Source organism: Rubrivivax sp. JA1026, assembly GCF_011065555.1.
Classification (GTDB): Bacteria; Pseudomonadota; Gammaproteobacteria; order Burkholderiales; family Burkholderiaceae_C; genus Rubrivivax; species Rubrivivax benzoatilyticus.
Genome location: NZ_JAALCQ010000010.1, coordinates 115,886 through 136,333 on the forward strand (window position 1 = coordinate 115,886; position 20,448 = coordinate 136,333).

At 71.0% G+C, this 20,448-nt stretch carries 27 protein-coding genes; 7 read left to right on the forward strand and 20 right to left on the reverse strand.

Features of this window, described 5'->3' with window-relative positions:
* Window positions 1-33 precede the first annotated feature (33 nt).
* A complete protein-coding gene (nifH, locus tag G5B56_RS16565) occupies window positions 34-915 on the reverse strand; it encodes a nitrogenase iron protein (RefSeq protein WP_009857506.1) in 882 nt (293 codons plus the stop codon).
* Between the two features lie 445 nt (window positions 916-1,360).
* On the opposite strand from nifH, the gene G5B56_RS16570 reads away from it, so the two are divergent.
* From G5B56_RS16570 to G5B56_RS16600, 7 genes are all read left to right on the forward strand, one after another.
* Window positions 1,361-1,954 carry a hypothetical protein gene (locus G5B56_RS16570; RefSeq protein ID WP_164963931.1) on the forward strand — a complete coding sequence of 198 codons (594 nt, stop codon included), beginning with the start codon at window positions 1,361-1,363 and terminating at the stop codon, window positions 1,952-1,954.
* Between the two features lie 11 nt (window positions 1,955-1,965).
* Window positions 1,966-2,796 carry an NAD(+)--dinitrogen-reductase ADP-D-ribosyltransferase gene (locus G5B56_RS16575; RefSeq protein ID WP_164963932.1) on the forward strand — a complete coding sequence of 277 codons (831 nt, stop codon included), beginning with the start codon at window positions 1,966-1,968 and terminating at the stop codon, window positions 2,794-2,796.
* On the forward strand, window positions 2,789-3,727 hold the full coding sequence (gene draG, locus G5B56_RS16580) for an ADP-ribosyl-[dinitrogen reductase] hydrolase (RefSeq protein ID WP_164963933.1): 939 nt from the start codon (window positions 2,789-2,791) through the stop codon (window positions 3,725-3,727). The genes G5B56_RS16575 and draG overlap by 8 nt, the downstream gene beginning before the upstream one ends.
* Window positions 3,728-3,742: 15 nt before the next feature.
* On the forward strand, window positions 3,743-4,165 hold the full coding sequence (locus tag G5B56_RS16585; protein ID WP_164963934.1) for an ArsC/Spx/MgsR family protein: 423 nt from the start codon (window positions 3,743-3,745) through the stop codon (window positions 4,163-4,165).
* A gap of 14 nt (window positions 4,166-4,179) precedes the next feature.
* A complete protein-coding gene (locus G5B56_RS16590) occupies window positions 4,180-4,416 on the forward strand; it encodes a zinc ribbon domain-containing protein (RefSeq protein WP_009857511.1) in 237 nt (78 codons plus the stop codon).
* A 244-nt stretch (window positions 4,417-4,660) separates the two neighbouring features.
* Window positions 4,661-4,963 (forward strand): helix-turn-helix domain-containing protein, encoded by a 303-nt coding sequence (locus G5B56_RS16595; RefSeq protein ID WP_164963935.1) that lies wholly within the window; start codon window positions 4,661-4,663, stop codon window positions 4,961-4,963.
* A 10-nt stretch (window positions 4,964-4,973) separates the two neighbouring features.
* Window positions 4,974-6,332 (forward strand): HipA domain-containing protein, encoded by a 1,359-nt coding sequence (locus G5B56_RS16600; RefSeq protein WP_164963936.1) that lies wholly within the window; start codon window positions 4,974-4,976, stop codon window positions 6,330-6,332.
* 42 nt (window positions 6,333-6,374) lie between these two features.
* Here G5B56_RS16600 and G5B56_RS16605 read toward each other — a convergent pair whose 3' ends face one another.
* From G5B56_RS16605 to G5B56_RS16695, 19 genes are all read right to left on the reverse strand, one after another.
* Window positions 6,375-6,731 carry a hypothetical protein gene (locus G5B56_RS16605; protein ID WP_164963937.1) on the reverse strand — a complete coding sequence of 119 codons (357 nt, stop codon included), beginning with the start codon at window positions 6,729-6,731 and terminating at the stop codon, window positions 6,375-6,377.
* 3 nt (window positions 6,732-6,734) lie between these two features.
* Complete coding sequence (locus G5B56_RS16610; protein WP_164963938.1) at window positions 6,735-7,574, reverse strand: SIR2 family protein; 840 nt, start codon at window positions 7,572-7,574, stop codon at window positions 6,735-6,737.
* Between the two features lie 14 nt (window positions 7,575-7,588).
* Window positions 7,589-7,846, reverse strand: coding sequence for a hypothetical protein (locus G5B56_RS16615; protein WP_009857516.1), 258 nt, complete (start codon window positions 7,844-7,846; stop codon window positions 7,589-7,591).
* Complete coding sequence (gene nifT / locus G5B56_RS16620) at window positions 7,846-8,058, reverse strand: putative nitrogen fixation protein NifT (RefSeq protein ID WP_029718542.1); 213 nt, start codon at window positions 8,056-8,058, stop codon at window positions 7,846-7,848. The genes G5B56_RS16615 and nifT overlap by 1 nt, the downstream gene beginning before the upstream one ends.
* A gap of 28 nt (window positions 8,059-8,086) precedes the next feature.
* Window positions 8,087-9,244 (reverse strand): cysteine desulfurase family protein, encoded by a 1,158-nt coding sequence (locus G5B56_RS16625; RefSeq protein ID WP_164963939.1) that lies wholly within the window; start codon window positions 9,242-9,244, stop codon window positions 8,087-8,089.
* Window positions 9,241-9,588, reverse strand: coding sequence for a hypothetical protein (locus G5B56_RS16630; protein WP_404947963.1), 348 nt, complete (start codon window positions 9,586-9,588; stop codon window positions 9,241-9,243). The genes G5B56_RS16625 and G5B56_RS16630 overlap by 4 nt, the downstream gene beginning before the upstream one ends.
* 8 nt (window positions 9,589-9,596) lie before the next feature.
* Window positions 9,597-9,854, reverse strand: a complete 258-nt coding sequence (locus G5B56_RS16635; protein ID WP_009857520.1) for a nitrogen fixation protein NifZ — start codon at window positions 9,852-9,854, stop codon at window positions 9,597-9,599.
* 9 nt (window positions 9,855-9,863) lie between these two features.
* Window positions 9,864-10,199, reverse strand: coding sequence for a nitrogen fixation protein NifZ (locus tag G5B56_RS16640; RefSeq protein WP_164963941.1), 336 nt, complete (start codon window positions 10,197-10,199; stop codon window positions 9,864-9,866).
* A 10-nt stretch (window positions 10,200-10,209) separates the two neighbouring features.
* Complete coding sequence (locus tag G5B56_RS16645; protein ID WP_164963942.1) at window positions 10,210-10,596, reverse strand: iron-sulfur cluster assembly accessory protein; 387 nt, start codon at window positions 10,594-10,596, stop codon at window positions 10,210-10,212.
* A 2-nt stretch (window positions 10,597-10,598) separates the two neighbouring features.
* Complete coding sequence (locus G5B56_RS16650; RefSeq protein ID WP_009857523.1) at window positions 10,599-10,793, reverse strand: 4Fe-4S binding protein; 195 nt, start codon at window positions 10,791-10,793, stop codon at window positions 10,599-10,601.
* A gap of 35 nt (window positions 10,794-10,828) precedes the next feature.
* Window positions 10,829-12,403 (reverse strand): nitrogenase cofactor biosynthesis protein NifB, encoded by a 1,575-nt coding sequence (nifB, locus tag G5B56_RS16655; protein WP_164963943.1) that lies wholly within the window; start codon window positions 12,401-12,403, stop codon window positions 10,829-10,831.
* Window positions 12,404-12,543: 140 nt separating this feature from the next.
* Entirely contained in the window at window positions 12,544-12,744 is a 201-nt protein-coding gene (locus tag G5B56_RS16660; RefSeq protein WP_164963944.1) for a DNA gyrase inhibitor YacG, read from the reverse strand.
* A gap of 22 nt (window positions 12,745-12,766) precedes the next feature.
* On the reverse strand, window positions 12,767-13,522 hold the full coding sequence (zapD, locus tag G5B56_RS16665) for a cell division protein ZapD (RefSeq protein ID WP_009857526.1): 756 nt from the start codon (window positions 13,520-13,522) through the stop codon (window positions 12,767-12,769).
* Window positions 13,523-13,546: 24 nt separating this feature from the next.
* Window positions 13,547-14,173 (reverse strand): dephospho-CoA kinase, encoded by a 627-nt coding sequence (gene coaE / locus G5B56_RS16670; protein ID WP_164963945.1) that lies wholly within the window; start codon window positions 14,171-14,173, stop codon window positions 13,547-13,549.
* Entirely contained in the window at window positions 14,155-15,105 is a 951-nt protein-coding gene (locus G5B56_RS16675) for an A24 family peptidase (RefSeq protein ID WP_009857528.1), read from the reverse strand. The genes coaE and G5B56_RS16675 overlap by 19 nt, the downstream gene beginning before the upstream one ends.
* Entirely contained in the window at window positions 15,102-16,334 is a 1,233-nt protein-coding gene (locus G5B56_RS16680; protein ID WP_009857529.1) for a type II secretion system F family protein, read from the reverse strand. The genes G5B56_RS16675 and G5B56_RS16680 overlap by 4 nt, the downstream gene beginning before the upstream one ends.
* Before the next feature lie 16 nt (window positions 16,335-16,350).
* On the reverse strand, window positions 16,351-18,072 hold the full coding sequence (gene pilB, locus G5B56_RS16685) for a type IV-A pilus assembly ATPase PilB (protein ID WP_164963946.1): 1,722 nt from the start codon (window positions 18,070-18,072) through the stop codon (window positions 16,351-16,353).
* 106 nt (window positions 18,073-18,178) lie between these two features.
* Entirely contained in the window at window positions 18,179-19,396 is a 1,218-nt protein-coding gene (gene chrA / locus G5B56_RS16690) for a chromate efflux transporter (RefSeq protein WP_164963947.1), read from the reverse strand.
* A complete protein-coding gene (locus G5B56_RS16695) occupies window positions 19,396-20,406 on the reverse strand; it encodes a sulfotransferase (protein ID WP_164963948.1) in 1,011 nt (336 codons plus the stop codon). Before G5B56_RS16695 ends, chrA begins: the two co-directional genes overlap by 1 nt.
* Between the last annotated feature and the right edge of the window lie 42 nt (window positions 20,407-20,448).

The window sequence follows — 20,448 nt, forward strand, 5'->3', positions numbered from 1 at the left end:
CACCGGGGCGTGCCCGGTGCCGCAGGGCCTGTATCAGGCCGCTGCTTGGGCCGCGGTCTTGCCGACGATGGACTCGTCTTCCTTGCTCATGATCCCGAACTCCATCAGCAGGTCTTCGAGCTCGTCCATCGTGATCGGGGTCGGGATGACGCCGTTGCCGGCGTTGGCGTGCACCTTGTTGGCCAGGGTGCGGTACTCCTGGGCCTGGGCGCAGTTCGGGTCGTACTCGACGACCGTCATGCGGCGCAGCTCGGCGTGCTGCACGACGTTGTTGCGCGGCACGAAGTGGATGAGCTTGGTGCCCAGGCGCTTGGCCAGCGCTTCGGCGAGCTCGTATTCCTTGTCGGTCTTGCGCTCGTTGCAGATCAGGCCGCCCAGGCGCACGCCGCCCGAGTTGGCGTACTTCAGGATGCCCTTGGAGATGTTGTTGGCCGCGTACATGGCCATCATCTCGCCGGACATGACGATGTAGATCTCCTGCGCCTTGTTCTCGCGGATCGGCATCGCGAAGCCGCCGCAGACCACGTCGCCCAGCACGTCGTAGCTGACGTAGTCGACGTCGTCATAGGCGCCGTTCTCCTCGAGGAAGTTGATCGAGGTGATGACGCCGCGGCCGGCGCAGCCGACGCCCGGTTCCGGGCCGCCGGACTCCACGCACTTGATGCCGCGGAAACCGATCTTGAGGACGTCCTCGAGTTCGAGGTCCTCCACCGAGCCGGCCTCGGCGGCCAGCGACAGCACCGTGTCCTGCGCCTTGGCGTGCAGGATCAGGCGGGTCGAGTCGGCCTTGGGGTCGCAGCCGACGATGAGGATCTTCTGGCCCATCTCGGCCAGCGCCGCGAGGGTGTTCTGCGAGGTGGTGGACTTGCCGATGCCACCCTTGCCGTAGAAGGCGATCTGCCGAAGCTTGCTCATGGGTTGAACTCCGTTAGGTAGTGAGCTTTGGGGTCGAGACGAATCAACGAGTGGCTGCGAAAGCCTGTTCGCGAATTCCTTGCCGCCTTCGACTGCTGGGTTTTCTTCTAGGAGGTGCCTTCGGGCCGGCGGGCATTGAAGCGCAGCCAGCGCATCGCAACCGCCGTGCCAACCCCGTGCAAATCGCCTAAGTGCTTGTCGTGAAAGGAAAAACATCTCGATTGGCGGCTCTTCGTGGCCCCGGTGTCGAATGTCCGAAACACGACAAAGCCGGGACGCGCGTGGCATTCGTCGGGGGCGAAATGGCGTCCGCCGCGTGAGGTTCACGACGAAACCGGGCCTGCAATGGCGTGGTACGGGTGTTGCTGTCTTGTGGTCGATGTCCAGGCCGCCGTAGGCGGTGCCCACCGGTTCCCGTTCGACCTTTCCAATTGCGGAGATCCCGATGACCCTCTCGATCCAAGACACCGCTTTCGCCCGCCTCGAAGCCGAAGGCCGCCTCTTCAACAGCGTGCTGAAGGCGCCGACGCACAAGGCCGGCCGTTTCGGCTTTCGCGGTGACCTGGCGCTGAAGTTCCAGGCCAAGCTGGCCGACGAGGCGCGCCCGCCCGAGATCGCCTGCGAGCAGGTCATCGCCGCGGCCAACGCCGGCGAGTCGCAGATCGGTTTCCTCTGCGGCTTCCTGCTGTCCTTCGAATACCTGAAGCTGCTGGCCGAGGTGCTGGGCGAGACGCTGTCGCCCCAGGGCAAGTACTTCCTGTTCTGCGACAACATCGACCTGTCCAAGCGCTACCAGGTCGAGTACGGCGGCGCCACCTTCTACGTGCTGCCGATCGACGAGGCCACGGTCTACAACGAGATGCTCGAGCTGCTGTACCTCGAGAAGACCGAGCTCAAGCGCCTGGACACCGCCGGCAAGACCGACGCCGTCACCGAACGTGCGCTGGCCTTCAAGGACAGCTTCCCGAAGATCAGCTACGAGGAAGGCCTGGCGCTGATGGGCCCGGTGCGCAACCCGTACGAGAACCGCCCGGTCTGAGCCTGCGTTCGGTGGCCGCCGCCGACGCCCACGACCCGCATCCGGAGCGCTGGTACACGACCAACCTGGTCGGCATCCCGGCGCCGGTGCTGGCCAGTCTCGCCTTCAACGCGCACCCGCAGCCGTTGCGCATCGCGGGTGCGCGCGAGACGCAGCCGGGGCTGTTCGCGCTGCTCGGCCGCTGCCCCGACGCCGAGCAGGCGCGCGAGGTCTTCCAGCACTACATGAGCCTGGGCTTCGGCCTCGGCACGCCGGCGGCCGACGCCGGCGAGGCCGAGCGCCGCCGCTGGCGCACCAGCTACCTGAAGCTGATGCAGGGCTGGGTGCTGGACAGCAACAGCCCGGCCGGCGCGGTGCTGAAGGGCTGGGTCGAGAGCCGCTTCGGGCTGGCGCCCACCTACCACCGCGAGGCGCTGGCGCGCTACCCGTCGCCGGCCTGGATGCGCTACCTCGAGGAGAAGGCCGGCAGCCGCTTCCACAACAACTGCATCTGGCAGCAACTGGACCTGGTGTTCGAGTACTGCCAGTGGATGCTGGCGCGCTTCGAGCTGATGGGCGCAGGCCCGCACGTCACGCTGTGGCGCGGCAGTTCCAACGTCGAGGAGCAGATCGTCGCCGGCTCGCTGCGCGAGCGCCGCTGCACGGTGCGGCTGAACAACATCGTCTCGTTCACGCGTTCGCGCGAGCAGGCGGGCTGCTTCGGCGACTGGGTGTTCGAGGCGCGGGTGCCCTTGTGCAAGCTGCTGCTGGCACCCGGCGTGCTGAGCACACGCTCGCTGCAGGCTGAAGGCGAGGTGCTGGCCATCGGCGGCCTCTACGACCTGAAGGTGAGTTATGAGTGAGGACCTGGCCGGGCGCATCGCCGCGGCCGGCGGCCTCGCCGCGGTGGCCGACCGTGCGCTCGGCGCCTACCTCGGGCTGGCGCTGGGCGACGCGCTGGGCGCGACGGTCGAGTTCATGACACCGCGCGAGATCGTGCACCGCTGGGGCGTGCACCGGCGCATCGTCGGCGGCGGCTGGCTCAAGCTGAAACCCGGCGACGTCACCGACGACACGACGATGAGCCTGGCACTCGGCGCGGCGCTGCTGCGCGGCGCCGCCGAAGGCCGGCCCTGGGACACGCGGCTGGTCGCCGAGGCCTTCGTCGGCTGGCTGCGTTCCAAGCCGGTGGACTGCGGCAACACCTGCCGCCGCGGCATCCAGCGTTATCTGGCCGACGGTTCGCTCGAAGGCCCGTACAACGAAGGCGACGGCGGCAACGGCGCGGCGATGCGCAACCTGCCGGTGGCGCTGGCGACGCTGGGCGACGAGGCCTTGTTCGAGCGTGTCTCGCTGGCCCAGGCGCGGGTCACCCACCACCACGCGCTGTCCGACGCCGCGACGCTGGCGCTGGGCCGGCTGCTGCAGGGCCTGCTGCTCGGCGATGGCCCGGCGCAGAGCGCCGAACGCATCGCCGCGATCGTCGATGCGCACCCCAAGTTCCGCTTCACGCCCTACCGCGGCCGTGCCAGCGCCTACGTCGTCGACACGATGCAGACCGTGCTGCACTACTTCAGCACGCGTGAAGGCTTCGAGGACGCGCTGGTCGACTGCGTCAACCAGGGCGAGGACGCCGACACCAACGGCGCGCTGGTCGGCATGCTGGCCGGCGCCCGCTGCGGCGCCAGCCGCTTGCCACGCGAGTGGCTGACACGTCTGAAACCCGACATCCGCCACGCGGTCGTCGAACAGGCCAGCGCGCTCACGGCGCTGGCGCTGGACCCGCCGCGCTGACACGAGGACCGAACGATGGCCCACATCACCTTCTTCGAGAAACCGGGCTGCGGCGGCAATGCGCGCCAGCGCGCCGCGCTGGAAGCCGCCGGCCACACGCTGGAGCGGCGCAACCTGCTGGCCGAGCCCTGGACACGCGAGACGCTGCTCGCCTTCCTGGCGCCGCTGCCGCCGGCGGCGTGGTTCAACCGCTCGGCGCCGCGCATCAAGAGCGGCGAACTCGACCCCGACGCGGTGAACGCCGAGGCCGCGCTGGCGCTGCTGCTGGCCGAGCCGCTGCTGATCCGCCGCCCGCTGCTGCGCCGCGAAGACGGCGCGACGCTGGTCGGCTTCGACACCGCCGAGGTGCACGCCTTCGTCGGCCTGCCCGACGCACCGCCCGGCCGGCTGGACGTCTGTGTCTCGCCCAGCGGCCACTGCGCGAGCCCCGAATCCTGATCCTGGAGACCGCGATGCCGATCTACGAATACCGCTGCCCCGCCTGCAGCCACGAGTTTGAACTGCTGGTGCGCAGCAGCACCGTGCCGTCGTGCCCGCAATGCGGCGCCGGCGAACCCGAACGCCTGGTGTCGCGCATCGCGCCGCACGGCCAGACCGCCGGCAAGCTGGCGCTGGCGCGCCGGGCGGCGGCGAAGGAGGGGCACTTCAGCCACTACAGCGCGGGGGAGAGGGCGAAGGTGTTGAAGTGAAGAGGCGGTGGACGCGGGACCGCTGTGTTCGCGGACAGTGAGAAGACAGGCGGGAGGGCTGTCTCCCGATGGAAACGTGCTTCGGAATAACAGAAACATGTCACCTGGTGCGCCATCCGGACCAACGGTTTCTGATTTGCCGAAACTGTGGTGGATGAGCGGCCGCAGGACCGCTAAGATTTCGGAGTAGCAGAAATTCCGTCACGGAGGCCCGCTCGCCGGGGCTCCCCACTGGAACTCCGAAATGACCGACACCTCCAGTCGCAGCCCGGTCCTCCTGAACTCCGCTCCCGAGCTGGGCCCGGTCGTGCGCGAGCGCCGCAAGTCGCAGTCGCTGCGCATCGACGATGCCGCCGGTCTGTTGGGCGTCTCGGTGGACCTGATGTCCCGGCTCGAGAACGGCCAAGGCTCGGTGCGCCTGGACAAGGCGCTGGCCGTGCTCGACGGTCTGGGCCTGGCGCTGATGGTGCTGCCCAAGGAGCACCCCTGGGCCCGGGAGGCGGCCAGCCACAGCCCGTCCGCGCCCGCCCGCGACAGCAAGCCGTGAGGCCGTCAGCATGACCCACGCACTGCACGTCTGGGCGGACGAGACCCGGGTGGCCACCGTCGAACACGAGGGACGCGACGACCGCTGGAGCCTGAGTTATGCCGAGCCTTGGGTCGCCGACGCCCGGTCCTACCCGCTGTCACCGGCGCTGCCGTTGACGCGTCCGCCGGCCGACTACCCGTCCGCGTCCATCAAACGTTTCATCGAGCACCTGCTGCCCGAAGGCCGGGCGCTGGACGTGGCGGTCGCCTACAACGGCCTGGCCAGGACCAACGTCTTCGGTCTCATCTGGGCCCTGGGCACCGAGACGGCGGGCGCGCTGCGCTTCACGGGTGACGCTGCGGCGGCGCAGCCGGCGGGCGATGCCGTGCTGCGAGAAGTCTCCCGCCAGGAACTCGACCGGCGCATCGCCGAACGCGAGCACGTGCCGCTGACGGTGTGGGACGGCAAGGTCCGCATGTCGGTGGCCGGCCTGCAGGACAAGCTGCTGGTCTATCTCGACCGGCCGCTCGGCGACGGCGGGCGGATCTTCCTGGTGGACGGGCCGCGCCTGGCTTCGACGCACATCCTCAAGCCCGACACCGGCAACCCGAAGACGCCGCACCTGGCGGCCAATGAACACTTCTGCCTGTCGCTGGCCCGCCGCATGGGCCTGCCGGCGGCCGAGGCCGGGCTGCTGCGCACGCCCCGGCCGGTGCTGGTGGTGCGGCGCTTCGACCGCGAGCTCGACAACGCTGGCGGCCAACCCCGGGTTCGACGCCGGCACATCATCGACGCCTGCCAGGCCTGCGACCTGCCGGTCGCCTACAAGTACGAGCGCAACCTGGGCAGCGCCGAGGCGGTGCGCCACATCCGCGACGGCGTCAGCTTCGAGCGCCTGTTCGGCTGCGCCGAGCTCACGGCCAACAAGGCGGCCGCCCGGCTGGCCATGCTGCGTTGGGCGCTGTTCCAGTTCCTGATCGGCAACAGCGACGCCCACGGCAAGAACTTCTCGTTCTTCGTGCGCCCGGGCGGCCTGCTGGAACCGACGCCCTGGTACGACCTGGTGAGCGTGCTGCAGTACGACGGGCTCGACACCGAGCTGGCCATGGCCTACGGCGACGTGTTCAACCACGCCGAGCTGTCGCCCTTCGCGTTGGCGGACTTCGCCGCCCGCTGCGGCGTCGACCGCAAGCTGATGCGGCGGGAAGGCCAGCGGCTGGCCAGGCTGGCCGAAGCCGCGGCGGCGGCCCAGGCGGAAGACCTCGCCTACGAAGGCGCGGCCGAGCGTGCCTTCGTCCAGCGCATCGCCCGCTTCGTGGCGGAACAGGCCCGGCGGCTCACGTTGTTGGTGGCGGACGCCGCGGGCCTGAAGGACGAGTACCTCTGAGAGCCGCGAGAAGCGGCCCCGCCGCTGACGAAGCGCCCCGCCTCAATACCCGTTCTCGAACCACACCGGCTCCCGCCGCCGCAGCTCCGCCAGCAGCCCCATCGTCTGCGGCACCAGCGCGCTGACCGCGTACCAGACGGCTTCGCGGCGCGGCTCGTGGCCTTCGCGCAGCGCCGCGTGCAGCGCCTGCCAGCCGGCCCAGTCGGCCAGCGCCAGCTTGTCGCGCAGCACCGGCGTCAGGTTGCCCAGCGTGTGGGCCATCGTCAGCAACTGGGCCTCGACGGCGGCCAGCGTGCGCGGGCTGGCGAAGAGTTCGTCTTCGCCCTGCATCGCCCGCGTCAGGTCGCCGACGGCGGCGCCGGCGTCCATCACGATGGCGTACAGCGCCTGGTGGTACACGGCTCAGGCCGGTTGCGGCACGCCGGTCAGCGCTTCGGCCACCTCGGCCAGCGGCAGCGCGATGCGCACGATGCCCTGCTCGTCCAGGAAACGCTGCTCCATGCGCGTCGGCGTCTCGGGCAGCACGGCGTAGTGCGGCCCGGCGCTGCGCTTCATCACCTGGCGCGCGAAGGCGCGCGGCAGCTGGTCGTCGAAGCGGCAGCCGAGGAAGACGAAACCCAGCGCCGCGCGGCGCTGCTGCACGACGGCCGGGATCGGCGTCTGGATGTCGATCTCGGTCAGCACCTCGACGAAGTCGGAGTCCGAGATCAGGTAGTTGGACGCCGGCGAGCGTCCGCCCCAGGGTTTGTAGAACACGGTGCGCGGCGCCAGCGGCGCGTCGGCGGCGTGGCCGTCGGCGCCGTACCAGCCGGTCCAGGTGCCGAAGTGTTCGCTCTGCGACAGGCCCTGCACCTCGGCCCAGTCGTCCCGAGCGGCGAGCGCGCGGCGCAGCGTGTCGTCGTACCAGCAGTCGACGATCAGCGGCGCCGGCAGCGCCGCCAGCCAGCGGTGCAGCGCCGACGGCGCGGCCGGCGCGGCGAAGGCCTGGTCCATCGTGTTGACCAGGGTCTTGCGGTGCTTGAAGTTCTCGATGAACTGCGCTGCGGCGGTGAGCCGGTTGCGGATCTTGGCTGGCACCGAGACGCGCGCCGTCAGCACCGCCGCCAGCGCCAGCGCGTCGGCCGGCGGCCGCGGGCCGTCGCACAGCGCCAGCAGCCCGGGGCCGAGATAGGGGCACAGCGTGCCGGCGGCCAGGCCGGCGGCGACGGCCTCGGGCAGCGTGTCGATCGTCGTGTGACTCATCGCGGTTCTCCGGTTCAGCGCCGTGCGGCGACGAAGACGGCGGCGGCCTGCGCCGGGTCGGCGGTGACCTGCCAGCAGTGGCCGTCGGAGGCGCCGAGAAACAGCGCGCAGCGTTCGCCGGCGGCGGCCGGCGTCTCGTCGCGCAGGTCGACGGCGTCGACGACGACGACCCGCAGCGGCGCCAGGCGCTCGCGCAGCCGCGTGGCGGCGGCCCGCAGGTCGGGCGCCGCCTCGGCCAGCGCCAGCGCGTCGGCGAGCGTGGCAGCGTCCATCAGTCCTCCGCCAGCTTCTTGGCTTCGACGGTGATCGGCAGCGTCGTCGTCTCGGCCATCTCGGGCAGCGACAGCACCCAGCCGTTGGCCAGCGTCACGGTGCCGCCCCACAGGCCCGGCTTCTCCTGCGCGACCACGGGCTCCTCCAGGTCCTTCTTCGGCACGTAGGCCGAGAGAACCCCGGCGGAATTGCGGCGCATCATCACTTTCATCGTCGGCTCCAGTCGTGGAATCGTGGATTCAGGGGCAGGCCGCCGCCACGGCGTCCTGCAGCAAGGGGGCGATGGCGGCGTGCACGGCGTCCAGCGCCTGCTGCACGTCGGCTTCGGTGCTGTCGCGGCCGAGCGAGAAGCGCAGCGCGGCGCGCGCATGCAAGGCCGGCTCGCCCATCGCCAGCAGCACGTGCGATGGCTGCGTGCCGCCAGCAGCGCAGGCCGCGCCCGAGGAGGCGACGACGCCGGCGCGCTCCAGCCGGCCGAGCACGAGTTCGGCGTCCAGCGTGCCGAAACGCAGGCAGCAGGTGTTGACCACGCGCACGGCGCGGCGGCCGTAGACCTGCACGCCGGGCAGGGTGGCGCAGCCGGCTTCGAGCCGGTCGCGCAGCGCGGCGATGCGCGGCAGGTCGTCGGCCAGCGTCGCCGCGGCGCGGTCGCAGGCGGCGGCGAAGCCGGCGATGCCGGGCAGGTTCTCGGTGCCGCCGCGGCGGTGGCGCTCCTGGCGCCCGGGCAGCAGCGGCGCCAGCGCGAAGCCTTTGCGCACGACGAGTGCGCCGACGCCCTTGGGCCCGTGCAGCTTGTGCGCCGAGACGCTCAGCAGGTCGGCGCCCAGCGCGGCGAAATCCAGCGCCGCCTTGCCGGCGAGCTGCGTCGCGTCGACGTGCAGCCGGGCGCCGGCGGCGTGCGCCAGCTCGGCGAGTTCGGCCACCGGCATGCGCACGCCGGTCTCGTTGTTGGCGCCCATGACGCTGACCAGCGCGGCGTCGGCGGCGATCGCTTCGCGCGCCGCGTCCAGGTCGACGCGGCCGTCGGCGTCGACCGGCAGGCGCGTCACCGGCACGCCTTCGGCCTCCAGCCGCGCGGCCAGCGCCATCAGGCCCGGGTGTTCGACGCTGCTCAGCACGAGGCGCTGGCGCCCGGTGCCGCGGGTCGCCGCCAGCGCGGCGTGCACGGCGCTGTGGTTGGCTTCGGTGGCGCCGCTGGTGAAGACCAGCTCCGCCGGCTGGCAGCCCAGGAACGCGGCGACGCGGGCGCGGGCGTCGGCCAGCAGCCGCCGCGCCTGCTGGCCGGGCTCGTGCGTCGACGAGGGGTTGGCCCAGGCGACTTCGAGCGCGTGCAGCATCGCCGCCACCGCTTCGGGCGCCGGCGCGGTGGTCGCGTTGTGGTCGAGGTAGACGCTCACGGCCAGAAGATCCGCGTCTCGTCGTGGCAGACCTGGGCCAGCGCGGCGTCCAGCGTCAGGCCCTCGCCGACCAGCGTCCAGCGGCCTTCGGCGTGGTCGCGCGCGTGCAGCCGCCAGCGGCCGGAACCGTCGGGCTCGAACCAGGCGATGGCGATCTCGCCGCCGTCGGGGTCGACATTGCGCGAGCAGTTGGCGCTGAGGATCTTCCAGCCCGCGCCTTCGGCCGCCAGGCGCGGGCGCACGTAGCGGTAGCGGCTGCGTGCAGCCAGCGCACGCTCGATGCGCGCCGCGTCCAGCGCGACGACGGCGGCCCGCGGGCCACGGTCGACGGGCGGGCGGCGCACGGCGGCGTTCATCCGCCGGCCCCGGCTTCTGTGGCCGGCACGATCTCCTCCTCGAGGCAGCCGAGCACGCACAGGCCGAAGTCGACCATGTACAGCGGCACGTTGGCCTCGGCGTGGTGGCCGACCTGGACGATCTCGCCCGGGCCGCCACGCACGATCAGCAACTGGTCTTCTTCGGCGTCGGGCACCGAGCCGTCGTTGTAGAGGTCGACGGCGGCCCGGACTTCCAGGCCCCAGGGGTAGCGCGGCAGGCGGGGGTCGAGCATCGTGGGTCCTCAGCGCAGGTCGTCGAGTTGGCCGGCGCGCTCGCCCAGCCGGGCCAGCACCTCGGGCGGCAGATGGTCGAGCGTGCACAGCTCCTTGGCGCGCATGCCGACCTGGCGGCCGCTGGCGACGAACTCGACGGTGTAGATGTAGTACTGCTGCAGGAAGCTGCCGACCGAGCGCACGTAGCCGACGTCGCCGCGTTCGACCAGCACGTCGCCGATGTCGCGGCCGCCGAAAGTGCCGTCGTTGCGCACCTTGATGCGGGCGGCGACGCGTTCGCCGATCTCGAAACGCGGCGGGCCCGCGAGTTCGACCTCGTCGTCGTCGCGCACGATGTCCGCCATGTCGGCCTCGCTAGGCGCGGCTGATGCGGCGCAGCGAGTCCAGCGACACGCTGGCCTGCGCCGGCGGCGCCGCACCGGCGCTGGAGCAGCCGCAGGCGGCCTGCCTCGGGTCGTGGAAACGCAGGCCGCTGGAGGTCGGCGTGTCGGCGAAGTCGACCGTCACGCCGTCCAGCAGCGCGGCGCTGGCCGCGGGCAGGAAGACACGCAGGCCGTTGACGTCGAGCACGGCGTCGCCATCCTGCGGCTCGGCGTCGAGGCTGAAACTGCTCGACAGCCCCGAGCAGCCGCCCGGCGTCACCGTCAGCCGGAACCCGCCGGCCGGGTGCTCCGACAAGCGCAGCAATCGCCGCATGAACTTCTCGGCGGCGGGGGTGACGACGACGTTCGCCGCGCCCATCGTCAGACCTTCTTGATGCAGTTGTCGACGGGGCAGACGGCGATGCACTGCGGGGCGTCGAAGTGGCCTTCGCACTCGGTGCACTTGGCCGGATCGATGATGAAGCTGCCGCCCTTTTCGCGGATGGCGTTGTTCGGGCATTCGGCTTCGCAGGCCGAGCAGCCGGAGCACATGGAGGCGATGATCTTCAGGGCCATGGGGTTCTCCTCGTGGGGCAGGGAAGGGGACGGGATCAGGCCGCCGCGGTGCCGGTGAAGGCCCCCAGGCGCAGGCGCGCGTCGCCGCGCGGCTGGTGGACGACGGCGCCGCTGGCGATGCGTTCGCGGTAGTCGGCGAACCAGGCCAGCGCGGCCTTCTCGATGAACTCGTGGGCGTAGCGGTCCACCGGCTCGATGCCGGCGCGTTGCAGCTCGTCGCGCGGGCAGGCGCCGATCTTGGCGACCAGCACCGCGTGGCAGTCGGCCAGCGCCTGGACGATGGACGGCAGCTGCTCGTCCTCGCCGTAGCCGCCCTGGCAGTACAGGTCGACGCGGCGGTGGCCGACGAAGCTCGCGGCGCCGGCGCCGACCTCGTAGATCTGGAACTCGGTGGCGTGGCCGAAGTGCTGGTTGACCCGGCCCTGGCTCTCGCTGGCCACGGCGACCAGCACCTTCAGCCCGTCGTCGGCGAGGCGCGTGTCGAAAGCCGCGGCCAGCGCGTCGACCTTGGCCTGGTGCTGGGCCTGGCGCTGCAGCTCGACCTGCTGCTGGTAGGCGCGGCGCTTGTCCAGGTCGTAGACGACGGCCAGGTCCTCGATCTTCTCGAGCGTGAACTCGTCGCTGCGGTCTTCGCCGAGCATGCCGACGGCGTCGGCGCGGCACTGGCGGCAGTGGCGCATCAGGTTGGCGCCGCCGGCGCAGGCGTCCTGCACGGCCTTCAGCTCCTGCGCCGTCGGGCCGCGCTGGCCGTTGAGGCCGTAGAAGGTGCCGTGCTCGGCCTCCGAGATCAGCGGCATGATGTTGTGCAGGAAGGCGCCGCGTGCCTTGACGGCCTTGTTCACCTCGATCAGGTGCTCGTCGTTGACGCCCGGGATCAGCACCGAGTTCACCTTCACCAGCACGCCGCGTGCGGTGAGCATCTCCAGGCCCAGCATCTGCCGCTCGTGCAGGATGCGCGCCGCTTCCAGGCCGGTGACGCGGCGGTGGTCATGGAAGATCCAGGGATAGATCTTCTCGCCCACGGCCGGGTCGACCATGTTGATCGTGATCGTGACGTGGTCGACGTTGTACTTGACGATCTCGTCGACCCAGTCGGGCAGCGCCAGGCCGTTGGTCGACAGGCAGAGCTTGATGTCCGGCGCGTGCTGCTGCAGCAGGCGCATGGTCTCGAAGGTCTTCTGCGGATTGGCCAGCGAGTCGCCGGGGCCGGCGATGCCCAGCACCGTCATCTGCGGGATCGCGCTGGCCACCGCCAGCACCTTCTTCACCGCCTGCTCGGGCGTCAGCTTCTGGCTGACGACGCCGGGGCGGCTCTCGTTGCTGCAGTCGTACTTGCGGTTGCAGTAGTGGCACTGGATGTTGCAGGCCGGGGCGACCGCGACGTGCATGCGCGCGAAGTGGTGGTGCGCTTCCTCGGAGTAGCAGGGATGGTTCTTGACCTTCTCCCAGATCTCCGCCGGCATGTCCTCGGGGCCGGCCGAGGAGCCGCAGCCGGACTTGCCGGCACCGCCGCTGCTGCTGCAGCCGCCAGCACTGGCGGGCGCGGCGTCGCCGAGGGCGGGCCGGCTGCGGCGCAGGTCACCGATCGAGATGAAGGCTGTGTGGCTCATGGCGGGCCCGTCGGTTGAGGACGAGCCCGCACTGCGAGAGCCGTGCCATGCCTCGATCCCTTATGGATCAAGGACTTGCGGAAGGTGTCGGGCGTCGGCCGGCTGTGCTCTTCGCGACAAAGCCGACAGCGGCCGGGGCGTTATTGGCGTGTCGGCGGGCTCGGCGTGTCGTCGCCGGCGTCGGGCGGCGCCTCGGCGGCGACGCGGTAGCTCTCGCTGGCCCAGGCGCCCAGGTCCAGGCTGCGGCAGCGTTCGCTGCAGAACGGGCGCCAGCGGTTCTGCGGCGAATACGGCGTCGGCGTCTTGCAGGCCGGGCAGGGGACGAGGCGGGCAGCGGTCACGGGGAAACGAAGGGGAGACAGGTCAGGCGCAGAGCGTCAGCTCGAAGTCGCGGTCTTCGGCGGCCAGGCGCAGCCGGCCGTCGGCGTCGGGGCGCATCAGGCGCACGCCGACCATCAGCCGGTGGCCGGTCATCTCGGGCACCAGGCCGTCGGCGGCGTCCAGGCGCACGCGCATCAGCTGGTAGGTGCGCCCGGCCGGCAGGCTCTGCTGGTACTGGCCGCCGGCGGCGACGACCCGCTGGGCCACGCCGCTGTCGCGCAGCAGGCCCAGCAGCACCTGCAGCGCCTCGGCCAGCGGCGACAGCGTCGCGATCCAGCCCATCAGGTCGGCGCGGCGCCTGGCCGGGTCGAGCTGCTGCCAGGCGTAGTACGAGGGCAGGTCGAACTCGCAGGTGCCGCCGGGGATGCCGATGCGGCTGCGGATGCCCATCAGCCAGTCGTTGCCCTGCAGCGCCTGGCCGGCCTTGCCCTGGAGCTGGTTGAGGCCGCTGAAGGCGGTGTCGATGCGGCCGACGATCTGGTCGAGCGCGGCCTCGGAGATGTGCGGGTTGCCGCGGTAGGACTGCAGCTGGGCGCGGTGGCGCTCCAGCTCCTTCAGCAGGTCGCTCTTCAGATCGGCGCGCGAGGCGACGTCCATGATCTCGAAGATCGTCGCCAGCGCGAAGTGGTGGTCCACCGGCGCGTCGCGTGCGACGAGCTGCCCGAGCCGGTCGAACAGGTGCTCGAGCCGCAGCATCGTGCGGATGCCCTCGTTGAACGGGTACTCGTACAGGACCAAAGTCGGCGCTCTTCGGGGGAATGCTCAGTGAGGACCATTGTTCCACAGCGCCCACAGCGCCCGGACCTCGGCGGCCAGTTCCCCGGGGGTGATCCCGTCATTGAAGATCACCGCGTCGGCGATGCGCCGGCGCGTGGCGCGGCTCGCCTGCTGGGCGATGACGCGGCGCACGGCGTCATCGCTCCAGCCCGAGCGCCGTGTCACGCGCTCGACCTGGGTGGCTTCGCGGCAGTCGACGACGAGGATGCGCTGGCAGCGTGCGCGCCAGTGCGCCGACTCGGCGAGCAGCGGCACGTCGAACACCACCGGCGCGTCGCCGGCCGCGGCGGCGCGCGCCAGCGCCTCGGCGCCGATCATCGGGTGCAGCACGGCTTCGAGCCGGCGTTTCGCGCCGGGGTCGGCGAAGGCCAGCGCGCGCATGCGCTCGCGGTCCATCGCGCCGTCGGCGCCGACGATCTCCGGCCCGAAGGCCGCGGCCAGCGCCGGCAGCGCGGCGCCGCCGGGCGCGGTGAGTTCACGCGCGATCGCGTCGGTGTCGACGACGACGGCGCCGAGTTCGGCCAGCAGCGCGGCGACGGTGCTCTTGCCGCTGCCGATGCCGCCGGTCAGGCCGAAGCGGCGCGGCCGGGGCGTCAGGCCCAGCCGATCCACGAGAGCACGGTCTCGCGGCCGGCCAGCAGCACGACGAGGCCGCCGCCGGCCAGGAAGGGCCCGAAGGGCACGAAGCGGCCTTCGCGCAGCGAACCGGTGGCCTTCATGCCGAGGCCGACGACGGCGCCGATGACCGAGGCCATCAGCACGATCGGCACGATGGCCTGCCAGCCCAGCCAGGCGCCGAGCGCAGCGAGCAGCTTGAAGTCGCCGTAGCCCATGCCTTCCTTGCCGGTGGCGAGCTTGAACAGCCAGTAGACCGACCACAGCGACAGGTAGCCGACCGCCGCGCCGGCGATCGCGTCGGCCAGCGTCTGCCCCGGCAGCCAGCCCAGCGCGGCGGCGACGAGGCCGGCCCACAGCAGCGGCAGCGTCATCCCGTCGGGCAGCACCGTCGTGTCCCAGTCGATCAGCGCCAGCGCCAGCAGCACGGCGACGGCGCCGCACCACAGCAGCACCGCCGGCTGCGCGCCCAGGCGCCAGGCGACGAGGCCGAACAGCGCCGCGGTCGCCAGCTCGACCAGCGGGTAACGCACCGGGATGCGCGTCTTGCAGGCCGAGCAGCGGCCGCGCAAGGCCAGCCAGCTCACGAGCGGCACGTTCTCGTACCAGCGGATCGCATGGCCGCAGGACGGGCAGCGCGAGCGGGGCCGGACGATGCCCAGCGGCGCCAGTGCCTCCAGTTTCTTGTCCAGCCCCAGCCCGGCCTGCGCCAGCCCGGCCGGCGCGTCGGCGCCGAAGACGCGGCGGAACGAGTCGCGGTCGGTCAGCTGGCCGGCGACGTCGGCCCACCACTGGCGCTCCAGCATCAGCGGCACGCGGTGGATGACGACGTTGAGGAAGCTGCCGACGGCCAGCCCGAACAGGGCCAGCAGCCAGGGGCTCAACAGCAGGTCCAGCGGCAGCGCCGCGCTCCAGTCGGCGGGGATCAAACGACGGCGCCCAGCTTGAAGATCGGCAGGTACATCGAGACCACGATGCCGCCGATCAGCACGCCCAGGATGACGATGATGAAGGGCTCCATCAGGCTGGACAGACCCTTGACCATGTCGTCGACCTCTTCCTCGTAGAACTCGGCGGCCTTGCCCAGCATGTGGTCGAGCGAGCCGGACTCCTCGCCGATGGCCGACATCTGCAGCACCATCGTCGGGAAGACCGAGGTCGCGGTCATCGAGGTCGTCAGCGCCGAGCCGGTGGAGACGTCCTTCTGGATCTGCTCGGTGGCCTGGGCGTAGACGGCATTGCCGGAGGCGCCGCCGACGGAGTCGAGGGCCTCGACCAGCGGCACGCCGGCGGCGAACATCGTCGACAGCGTGCGTGTCCAGCGCGCGATGACCGACTTCTCGATCAGCGAGCCGAACACCGGAATGCGCAGCAGCAGCCGGTCCATGACCATCTGCATCTTCTCGGAGCGCTTCCAGGACTGGAAGAAGAAGTAGGCGCCGCCGAACAGGGTGCCGAAGATCACGTACCACCAGTTCACGAAGAACTCGGACAGCGCGATGACGAACAGCGTCGGCGCCGGCAGGTCGGCGCCGAAGGAGCGGAAGACCTCCTTGAACGCCGGGATCACCCAGATCATGATGACCGTCAGCACGACGAAGGCGACGACCATCACGGCGATCGGGTACATCAGCGCCGACTTGATCTTCTGCTTCAGCGCCATCGTCTTCTCCTGGTAGATGGCCAGGCGTTCGAGCAGGGCCTCCAGGATGCCGCCGGCCTCGCCGGCTTCGATCAGGTTGCAGTACAGCGAGTCGAAGTGCTGCGGGTGCTTGCGGAACGCGGCCGACAGGCTGGTGCCGGTCTCGACGTCGGAGCGGATGTCGTTGAGCAGCTTGGTCATGCGCGGGTTGGACGCCCCGCGCGCGACGATGTCGAAGGCCTGCAAGAGCGGCACGCCGGCCTTCATCATCGTCGCCAGCTGGCGCGTGAAGATCGCGATGTCCTTCTGCTTGATCGAGCGGCCGCCGCTGGTGCGGCGCTTCTTGACCTTGGTGACCAGGATGCCCTGACGGCGCAGGCTGGCGTTGACGACGGCCTCGCCGCCGGCGCGGATCTCGCCGCGCACCAGCTTGCCGTTCTTGTCCTTGCCCTCCCACTCGAAGATCTGTTCCTTGGCGGCGCTCTTGGCGCGCGCTGCGGATGCTGCTGTGGCCATGGGTGTCGGGAGGGAGTTATTCGTTGGTGACGGTGATGACTTCTTCGAGCGAGGTGACGCCCAGGCGCACCTTCACGAGACCGGACTGTCGCAGGTCGCGCACGCCCTCGCGCTGCGCCTGCTCGGCGATGTCCAGCGCCGTGCCCTCGGACAGGATGACACGCTGGATGGCCTCGGTGATCGGCATCACCTGATAGATGCCGACGCGGCCCTTGTAGCCGTTGTTGCAGGCGGAGCAGCCGACCGCACGATACGGCTTCCAGCTTCCGTCCAGATCGGCGTCGGTATACCCCGCCTTGAGCAGCGCCTCGCGCGGATAGTCCGCCGGTTTCTTGCAGACTTCACACAAACGCCGAGCCAGGCGTTGCGCGGTGATCAGCAGCACGCTGGCGGCGATGTTGAACGGCGCCACGCCCATGTTCAGCAGCCGCGTCAGCGTCGTCGGCGCGTCGTTGGTGTGCAGCGTGCTCATCACCAGGTGGCCGGTCTGCGCCGCCTTGATCGCGATGTCGGCGGTTTCCAGGTCGCGGATTTCGCCGACCATGATGATGTCCGGGTCCTGGCGCAGGAAGGCCTTCAGCGCCGCGGAGAAGGTCAGGCCCGCCTTGTCGTTGACGTTGACCTGGTTGATGCCCGGCAGGTTGATTTCGGCCGGGTCCTCGACGGTGGCGATGTTCACGCCCGGCTGGTTGAGGATGTTCAGGCAGGTGTAGAGCGACACCGTCTTGCCGCTGCCGGTCGGCCCGGTGACCAGGATCATCCCGTAGGGCCGCTGGATCGCGGCGAGCAGGCGGTCCTTCTCGACCTTCTCGTAGCCCAGGGCCTCGATGCCCAGGCGCGCCGACGACGGGTCGAGGATCCGGATCACGACCTTCTCGCCGAACAGCGTGGGCAGCGTGCTGACGCGGAAGTCGATCGCCTTGCTGCCGAACTTCAGCTTCATCCGGCCGTCCTGCGGGACCCGCTTCTCGGCGATGTCCATGCGCGAGATGACCTTGATGCGCGAGGCGAGCTTGTCCTTGATGGCGATCGGCGGCTGGGTGATCTCGCGCAGCTCGCCGTCGATGCGGAAACGCACCCGGTAGTTGTACTCGTAGGGCTCGAAGTGCAGGTCGGAGGCGCGCGCGTTGATCGCGTCGATCAGCATCTTCTGCAGGAAGCGCACGACCGGCGCGTCCTCGACCTCGGTGGAGATCTCGGCCTCGGGGCTGGCCGTCGTGTCGTCGCTGACGTCGAAGTCGAAGTCCTCGCCGGCCAGCGACTCGAGCACCTCGGTGGCGCTCTGGCCCTGGGCTTCGAGCTGGCGCATCAGCTTGTCGTACTCGACGATGACCCACTCCGGGGTCAGCTGGGTCGCGAACTTGATGCGCTCGACCGCTTCCTGGTCGGTGGGGTCGGCGGCGCCGATGAACAGCCGGTTGCCGCGTTTGCCGAGCACGATGACCTGGTACTGCGCGGCGGTCTTGGCGTCGAGCAGGTTGCGCGGCAGCTTCTGCGTGTCGACGGCGTTCAGGTCCAGCAGCGGCAGCGCCAGCGCGCCCGACAGCGCATGCGCCAGCTCGTCGGGCTTGAGCGCGCCGGCGGCGACGACCGCCGAGACGAAGCCGGTCTTGCGCTCGCGCGCGCTGCGCGCCAGGTCTTCCGCGGTGCGCGCGTTGAGCTTGCCGGCATGCACCAGCACCCGGGCGACACCGGACAAGGCGGTCTGCTGGGGCTCGACGGTGGTGTCTGGCGGCATGTGCAGTCAGTGCGTGCGGGGCATAACCGGTCGATCATCGCCGATACCGCCCCCCCGTGTAAACGCCGAAGGACGGCCGCGCGCGACCGTCTGTGACCGCTTCCGCTCAGCCCATGAACAACGCGGCCAGCAGCACCCCGACCGGTATCGAAACGTAAGGCGGCTGGCGCCAGCGCAGCACCAGCAGCGCCGCGGCCAGCGTCAGTGCCGCGCAGCCCAGCGGCTGGGCGGCCAGCGGCAGCTTCCACCACAGCGTCGCGGCGGCGCCGGCGATCAGCCCGACGACGGCGCAGCGCACGCCGATCATCGTGTGCTGGAAGCCGCGCAGGCCGCGCAGCCGGTCGGCCGCGCCGTCGACGCCGACGGCGATGATGGCCGTCGGCGTGTAGACGCCGATCGTCGCCGCCAGCGCGCCGGCCAGGCCGGCGATCTCCATGCCGGTGAAGGTCGCGATGCCGACGATGGGCCCCGGCGTCAGCTGGCTGGCGGCCAGCCCGGCGGTGAAGCCGGCGTGGTCCAGCCAGCCCAGGCGATCGACGATCAGGCCTTCGAGCAGCGGCACCATCACCAGCGCGCCGCCGAACAGCGTCGTCGCGATGCCGCCGAAGGCCAGCGCCAGCCGTGCCACCGTGTCCTGCGGCAGCAGCGCCGGCATCAGCTGGAACAGCGCCAGCGCCGCCGGCGCCAGGCACAGCAGGATGCGCGACGGCGCCATCGGCGGGCTGCTGGGTGCGGGTGCGGCCTTGGGGGCCGGCCAGAACAGGCGGCTGATCAGCCCGCCGGCGGCCAGCACCAGGATCGACGCCGACCAGAACGGCAGCGCCAGCAGCGCCACCGCGGCGGCCACCGCCAGCGCCTTGTCGCGTGGCGCCGGCGTCGCCTTCTTCGACTGGTTCCAGGCGGTCTGCGCGAGGATCATCGCCAGCGGCGGCAGCACGCCGACGATCACCGCCTGCAGCAGCGCCGGATGCCCGGCCAGCGCCGCGTAGCCGGCCCACAGCGCGACCAGGATCACGAAGCTCGGCAGCACGATGCCGGCCAGCGCCGCGGCGAAGCCCGTCCAGCCGCCGAGCCGGTGGCCCATCACCGCCAGCGCGTTGACGGCCTGCGGCCCGGGCAGCATCGCGACCAGCGCGATCAGGTCGAGGAAGTCCTTCTCGGCGATCCAGCCGCGGCGGTTCACGAAACGCTGCTGCGCCTGGGCGAGCAGCGCCATGAAGCCGCCCCAGGCGGTGAGGCCGAGCACGGCGCAGTCGGCGAACAGGCGCAGCGCGCTGTATCCCGGCGGCGCGGCCGGGACGGAGGCTGGGCGGGTGTCGGGCATCAGGCGGTCACGGCGCGGCTGCGGATCTCGGCCAGCAGGTCCTCCTGCGGCTTGCGTGCCGCGGCGTCGGCCGGCGGCAGCGTCTCGCGGGCCAGCGCCTTGCGCCGGCGGTTCTCGGCGTCCAGCGCGGCCAGCGCCGCTTCATCGTAGCGCCGGGCCTCGCGGTCCTGGCCGACGAAGTGCAACTCGTAGCCGAGCTCGGCGAGCGAGGCGCCGGCCACCGACTCGAAGTCGACGATGTCGTCGGTGCGCATCTCGGCCAGCCATTTGCGGCTGTTGCCGGCCATCACCGGCTTGCGCACGTTCTCCCACATCCGGCCCGACGAGGCCGTGCGGTCGGCCTCCTCGGAGCCGTGGTAGTCGAGCATCGAGGCGTGGAACTCGATGCCCAGCCAGGCGCACAGGCGGCGCAGCGACGGCTCCGGCGCGGTGGTCAGCGACTCGTAGGACAGCGCCAGGAAGCGGTCGGCCGGCACGCGCCGGCCGCAGGCCAGCGCCAGCTGCTGTTCGGCATGCCACTGGCGCGCGACGTGGAAGGCGGTCTTCTCGCCGACGACGGCCTTCATGAACGACAGGCAGACGTCGCGCCCGTCGCGGTACAGGTAGAGGTAGCGCGCGTCGTCGCCGAAGTAGCGTTCGATCTCGGGCAGGAAGTGCACGTTGGCCAGCGACTTGCACACCCAGTCGGGCTTGCCGGCGGCCTCGGCCATGCGGTCCATCACGGCGCCGAAGACGGCAACCAGGCTGCGTTCGCGGCAGCGGCGATGCAGGTCGGCACGCTCCAGCGTCACCGGCCAGGGCACCGGATTGGCTTCGACGAGACGGGCGACGTCGTCGACCAGGGTCGCGAACGCGGCGTCGCCCTGGAGGTTGCCGTACAGCGACAGCAGCGGCGCGAAACGTTCGAGCACGTGCGGCGGATGCGGTGCCGCGAGGCTGGGCGCCTGGTTGAGCATCAGGCGCAGCAGGTTGGATCCGGAACGCTGGGTTCCGACCATGAAGATCTTCACGAGGGGGCTCTCCGATGACGGCGCAAAGTCGGGCGGGCGCGG

Excerpts from the sequence above, each read along its gene's own strand:
- G5B56_RS16680 (WP_009857529.1), bottom strand. The coding sequence starts at position 16,334 with ATGGCCACAGCAGCATCCGCAGCGCGCGCCAAGAGCGCCGCCAAGGAA.
- G5B56_RS16615 (WP_009857516.1), bottom strand. The coding sequence starts at position 7,846 with ATGGACGCTGCCACGCTCGCCGACGCGCTGGCGCTGGCCGAGGCGGCG.
- nifT (WP_029718542.1), bottom strand. The coding sequence starts at position 8,058 with ATGAAAGTGATGATGCGCCGCAATTCCGCCGGGGTTCTCTCGGCCTAC.
- G5B56_RS16650 (WP_009857523.1), bottom strand. The coding sequence starts at position 10,793 with ATGGCCCTGAAGATCATCGCCTCCATGTGCTCCGGCTGCTCGGCCTGC.
- G5B56_RS16590 (WP_009857511.1), top strand. The coding sequence starts at position 4,180 with ATGCCGATCTACGAATACCGCTGCCCCGCCTGCAGCCACGAGTTTGAA.
- G5B56_RS16635 (WP_009857520.1), bottom strand. The coding sequence starts at position 9,854 with ATGCTCGACCCCCGCCTGCCGCGCTACCCCTGGGGCCTGGAAGTCCGG.
- nifB (WP_164963943.1), bottom strand. The coding sequence starts at position 12,403 with ATGAGCCACACAGCCTTCATCTCGATCGGTGACCTGCGCCGCAGCCGG.
- chrA (WP_164963947.1), bottom strand. The coding sequence starts at position 19,396 with ATGCCCGACACCCGCCCAGCCTCCGTCCCGGCCGCGCCGCCGGGATAC.
- G5B56_RS16610 (WP_164963938.1), bottom strand. The coding sequence starts at position 7,574 with ATGAGTCACACGACGATCGACACGCTGCCCGAGGCCGTCGCCGCCGGC.
- G5B56_RS16600 (WP_164963936.1), top strand. The coding sequence starts at position 4,974 with ATGACCCACGCACTGCACGTCTGGGCGGACGAGACCCGGGTGGCCACC.
- nifH (WP_009857506.1), bottom strand. The coding sequence starts at position 915 with ATGAGCAAGCTTCGGCAGATCGCCTTCTACGGCAAGGGTGGCATCGGC.
- draG (WP_164963933.1), top strand. The coding sequence starts at position 2,789 with ATGAGTGAGGACCTGGCCGGGCGCATCGCCGCGGCCGGCGGCCTCGCC.
- pilB (WP_164963946.1), bottom strand. The coding sequence starts at position 18,072 with ATGCCGCCAGACACCACCGTCGAGCCCCAGCAGACCGCCTTGTCCGGT.
- G5B56_RS16595 (WP_164963935.1), top strand. The coding sequence starts at position 4,661 with ATGACCGACACCTCCAGTCGCAGCCCGGTCCTCCTGAACTCCGCTCCC.
- G5B56_RS16645 (WP_164963942.1), bottom strand. The coding sequence starts at position 10,596 with ATGGGCGCGGCGAACGTCGTCGTCACCCCCGCCGCCGAGAAGTTCATG.
- G5B56_RS16640 (WP_164963941.1), bottom strand. The coding sequence starts at position 10,199 with ATGGCGGACATCGTGCGCGACGACGACGAGGTCGAACTCGCGGGCCCG.
- G5B56_RS16570 (WP_164963931.1), top strand. The coding sequence starts at position 1,361 with ATGACCCTCTCGATCCAAGACACCGCTTTCGCCCGCCTCGAAGCCGAA.
- G5B56_RS16585 (WP_164963934.1), top strand. The coding sequence starts at position 3,743 with ATGGCCCACATCACCTTCTTCGAGAAACCGGGCTGCGGCGGCAATGCG.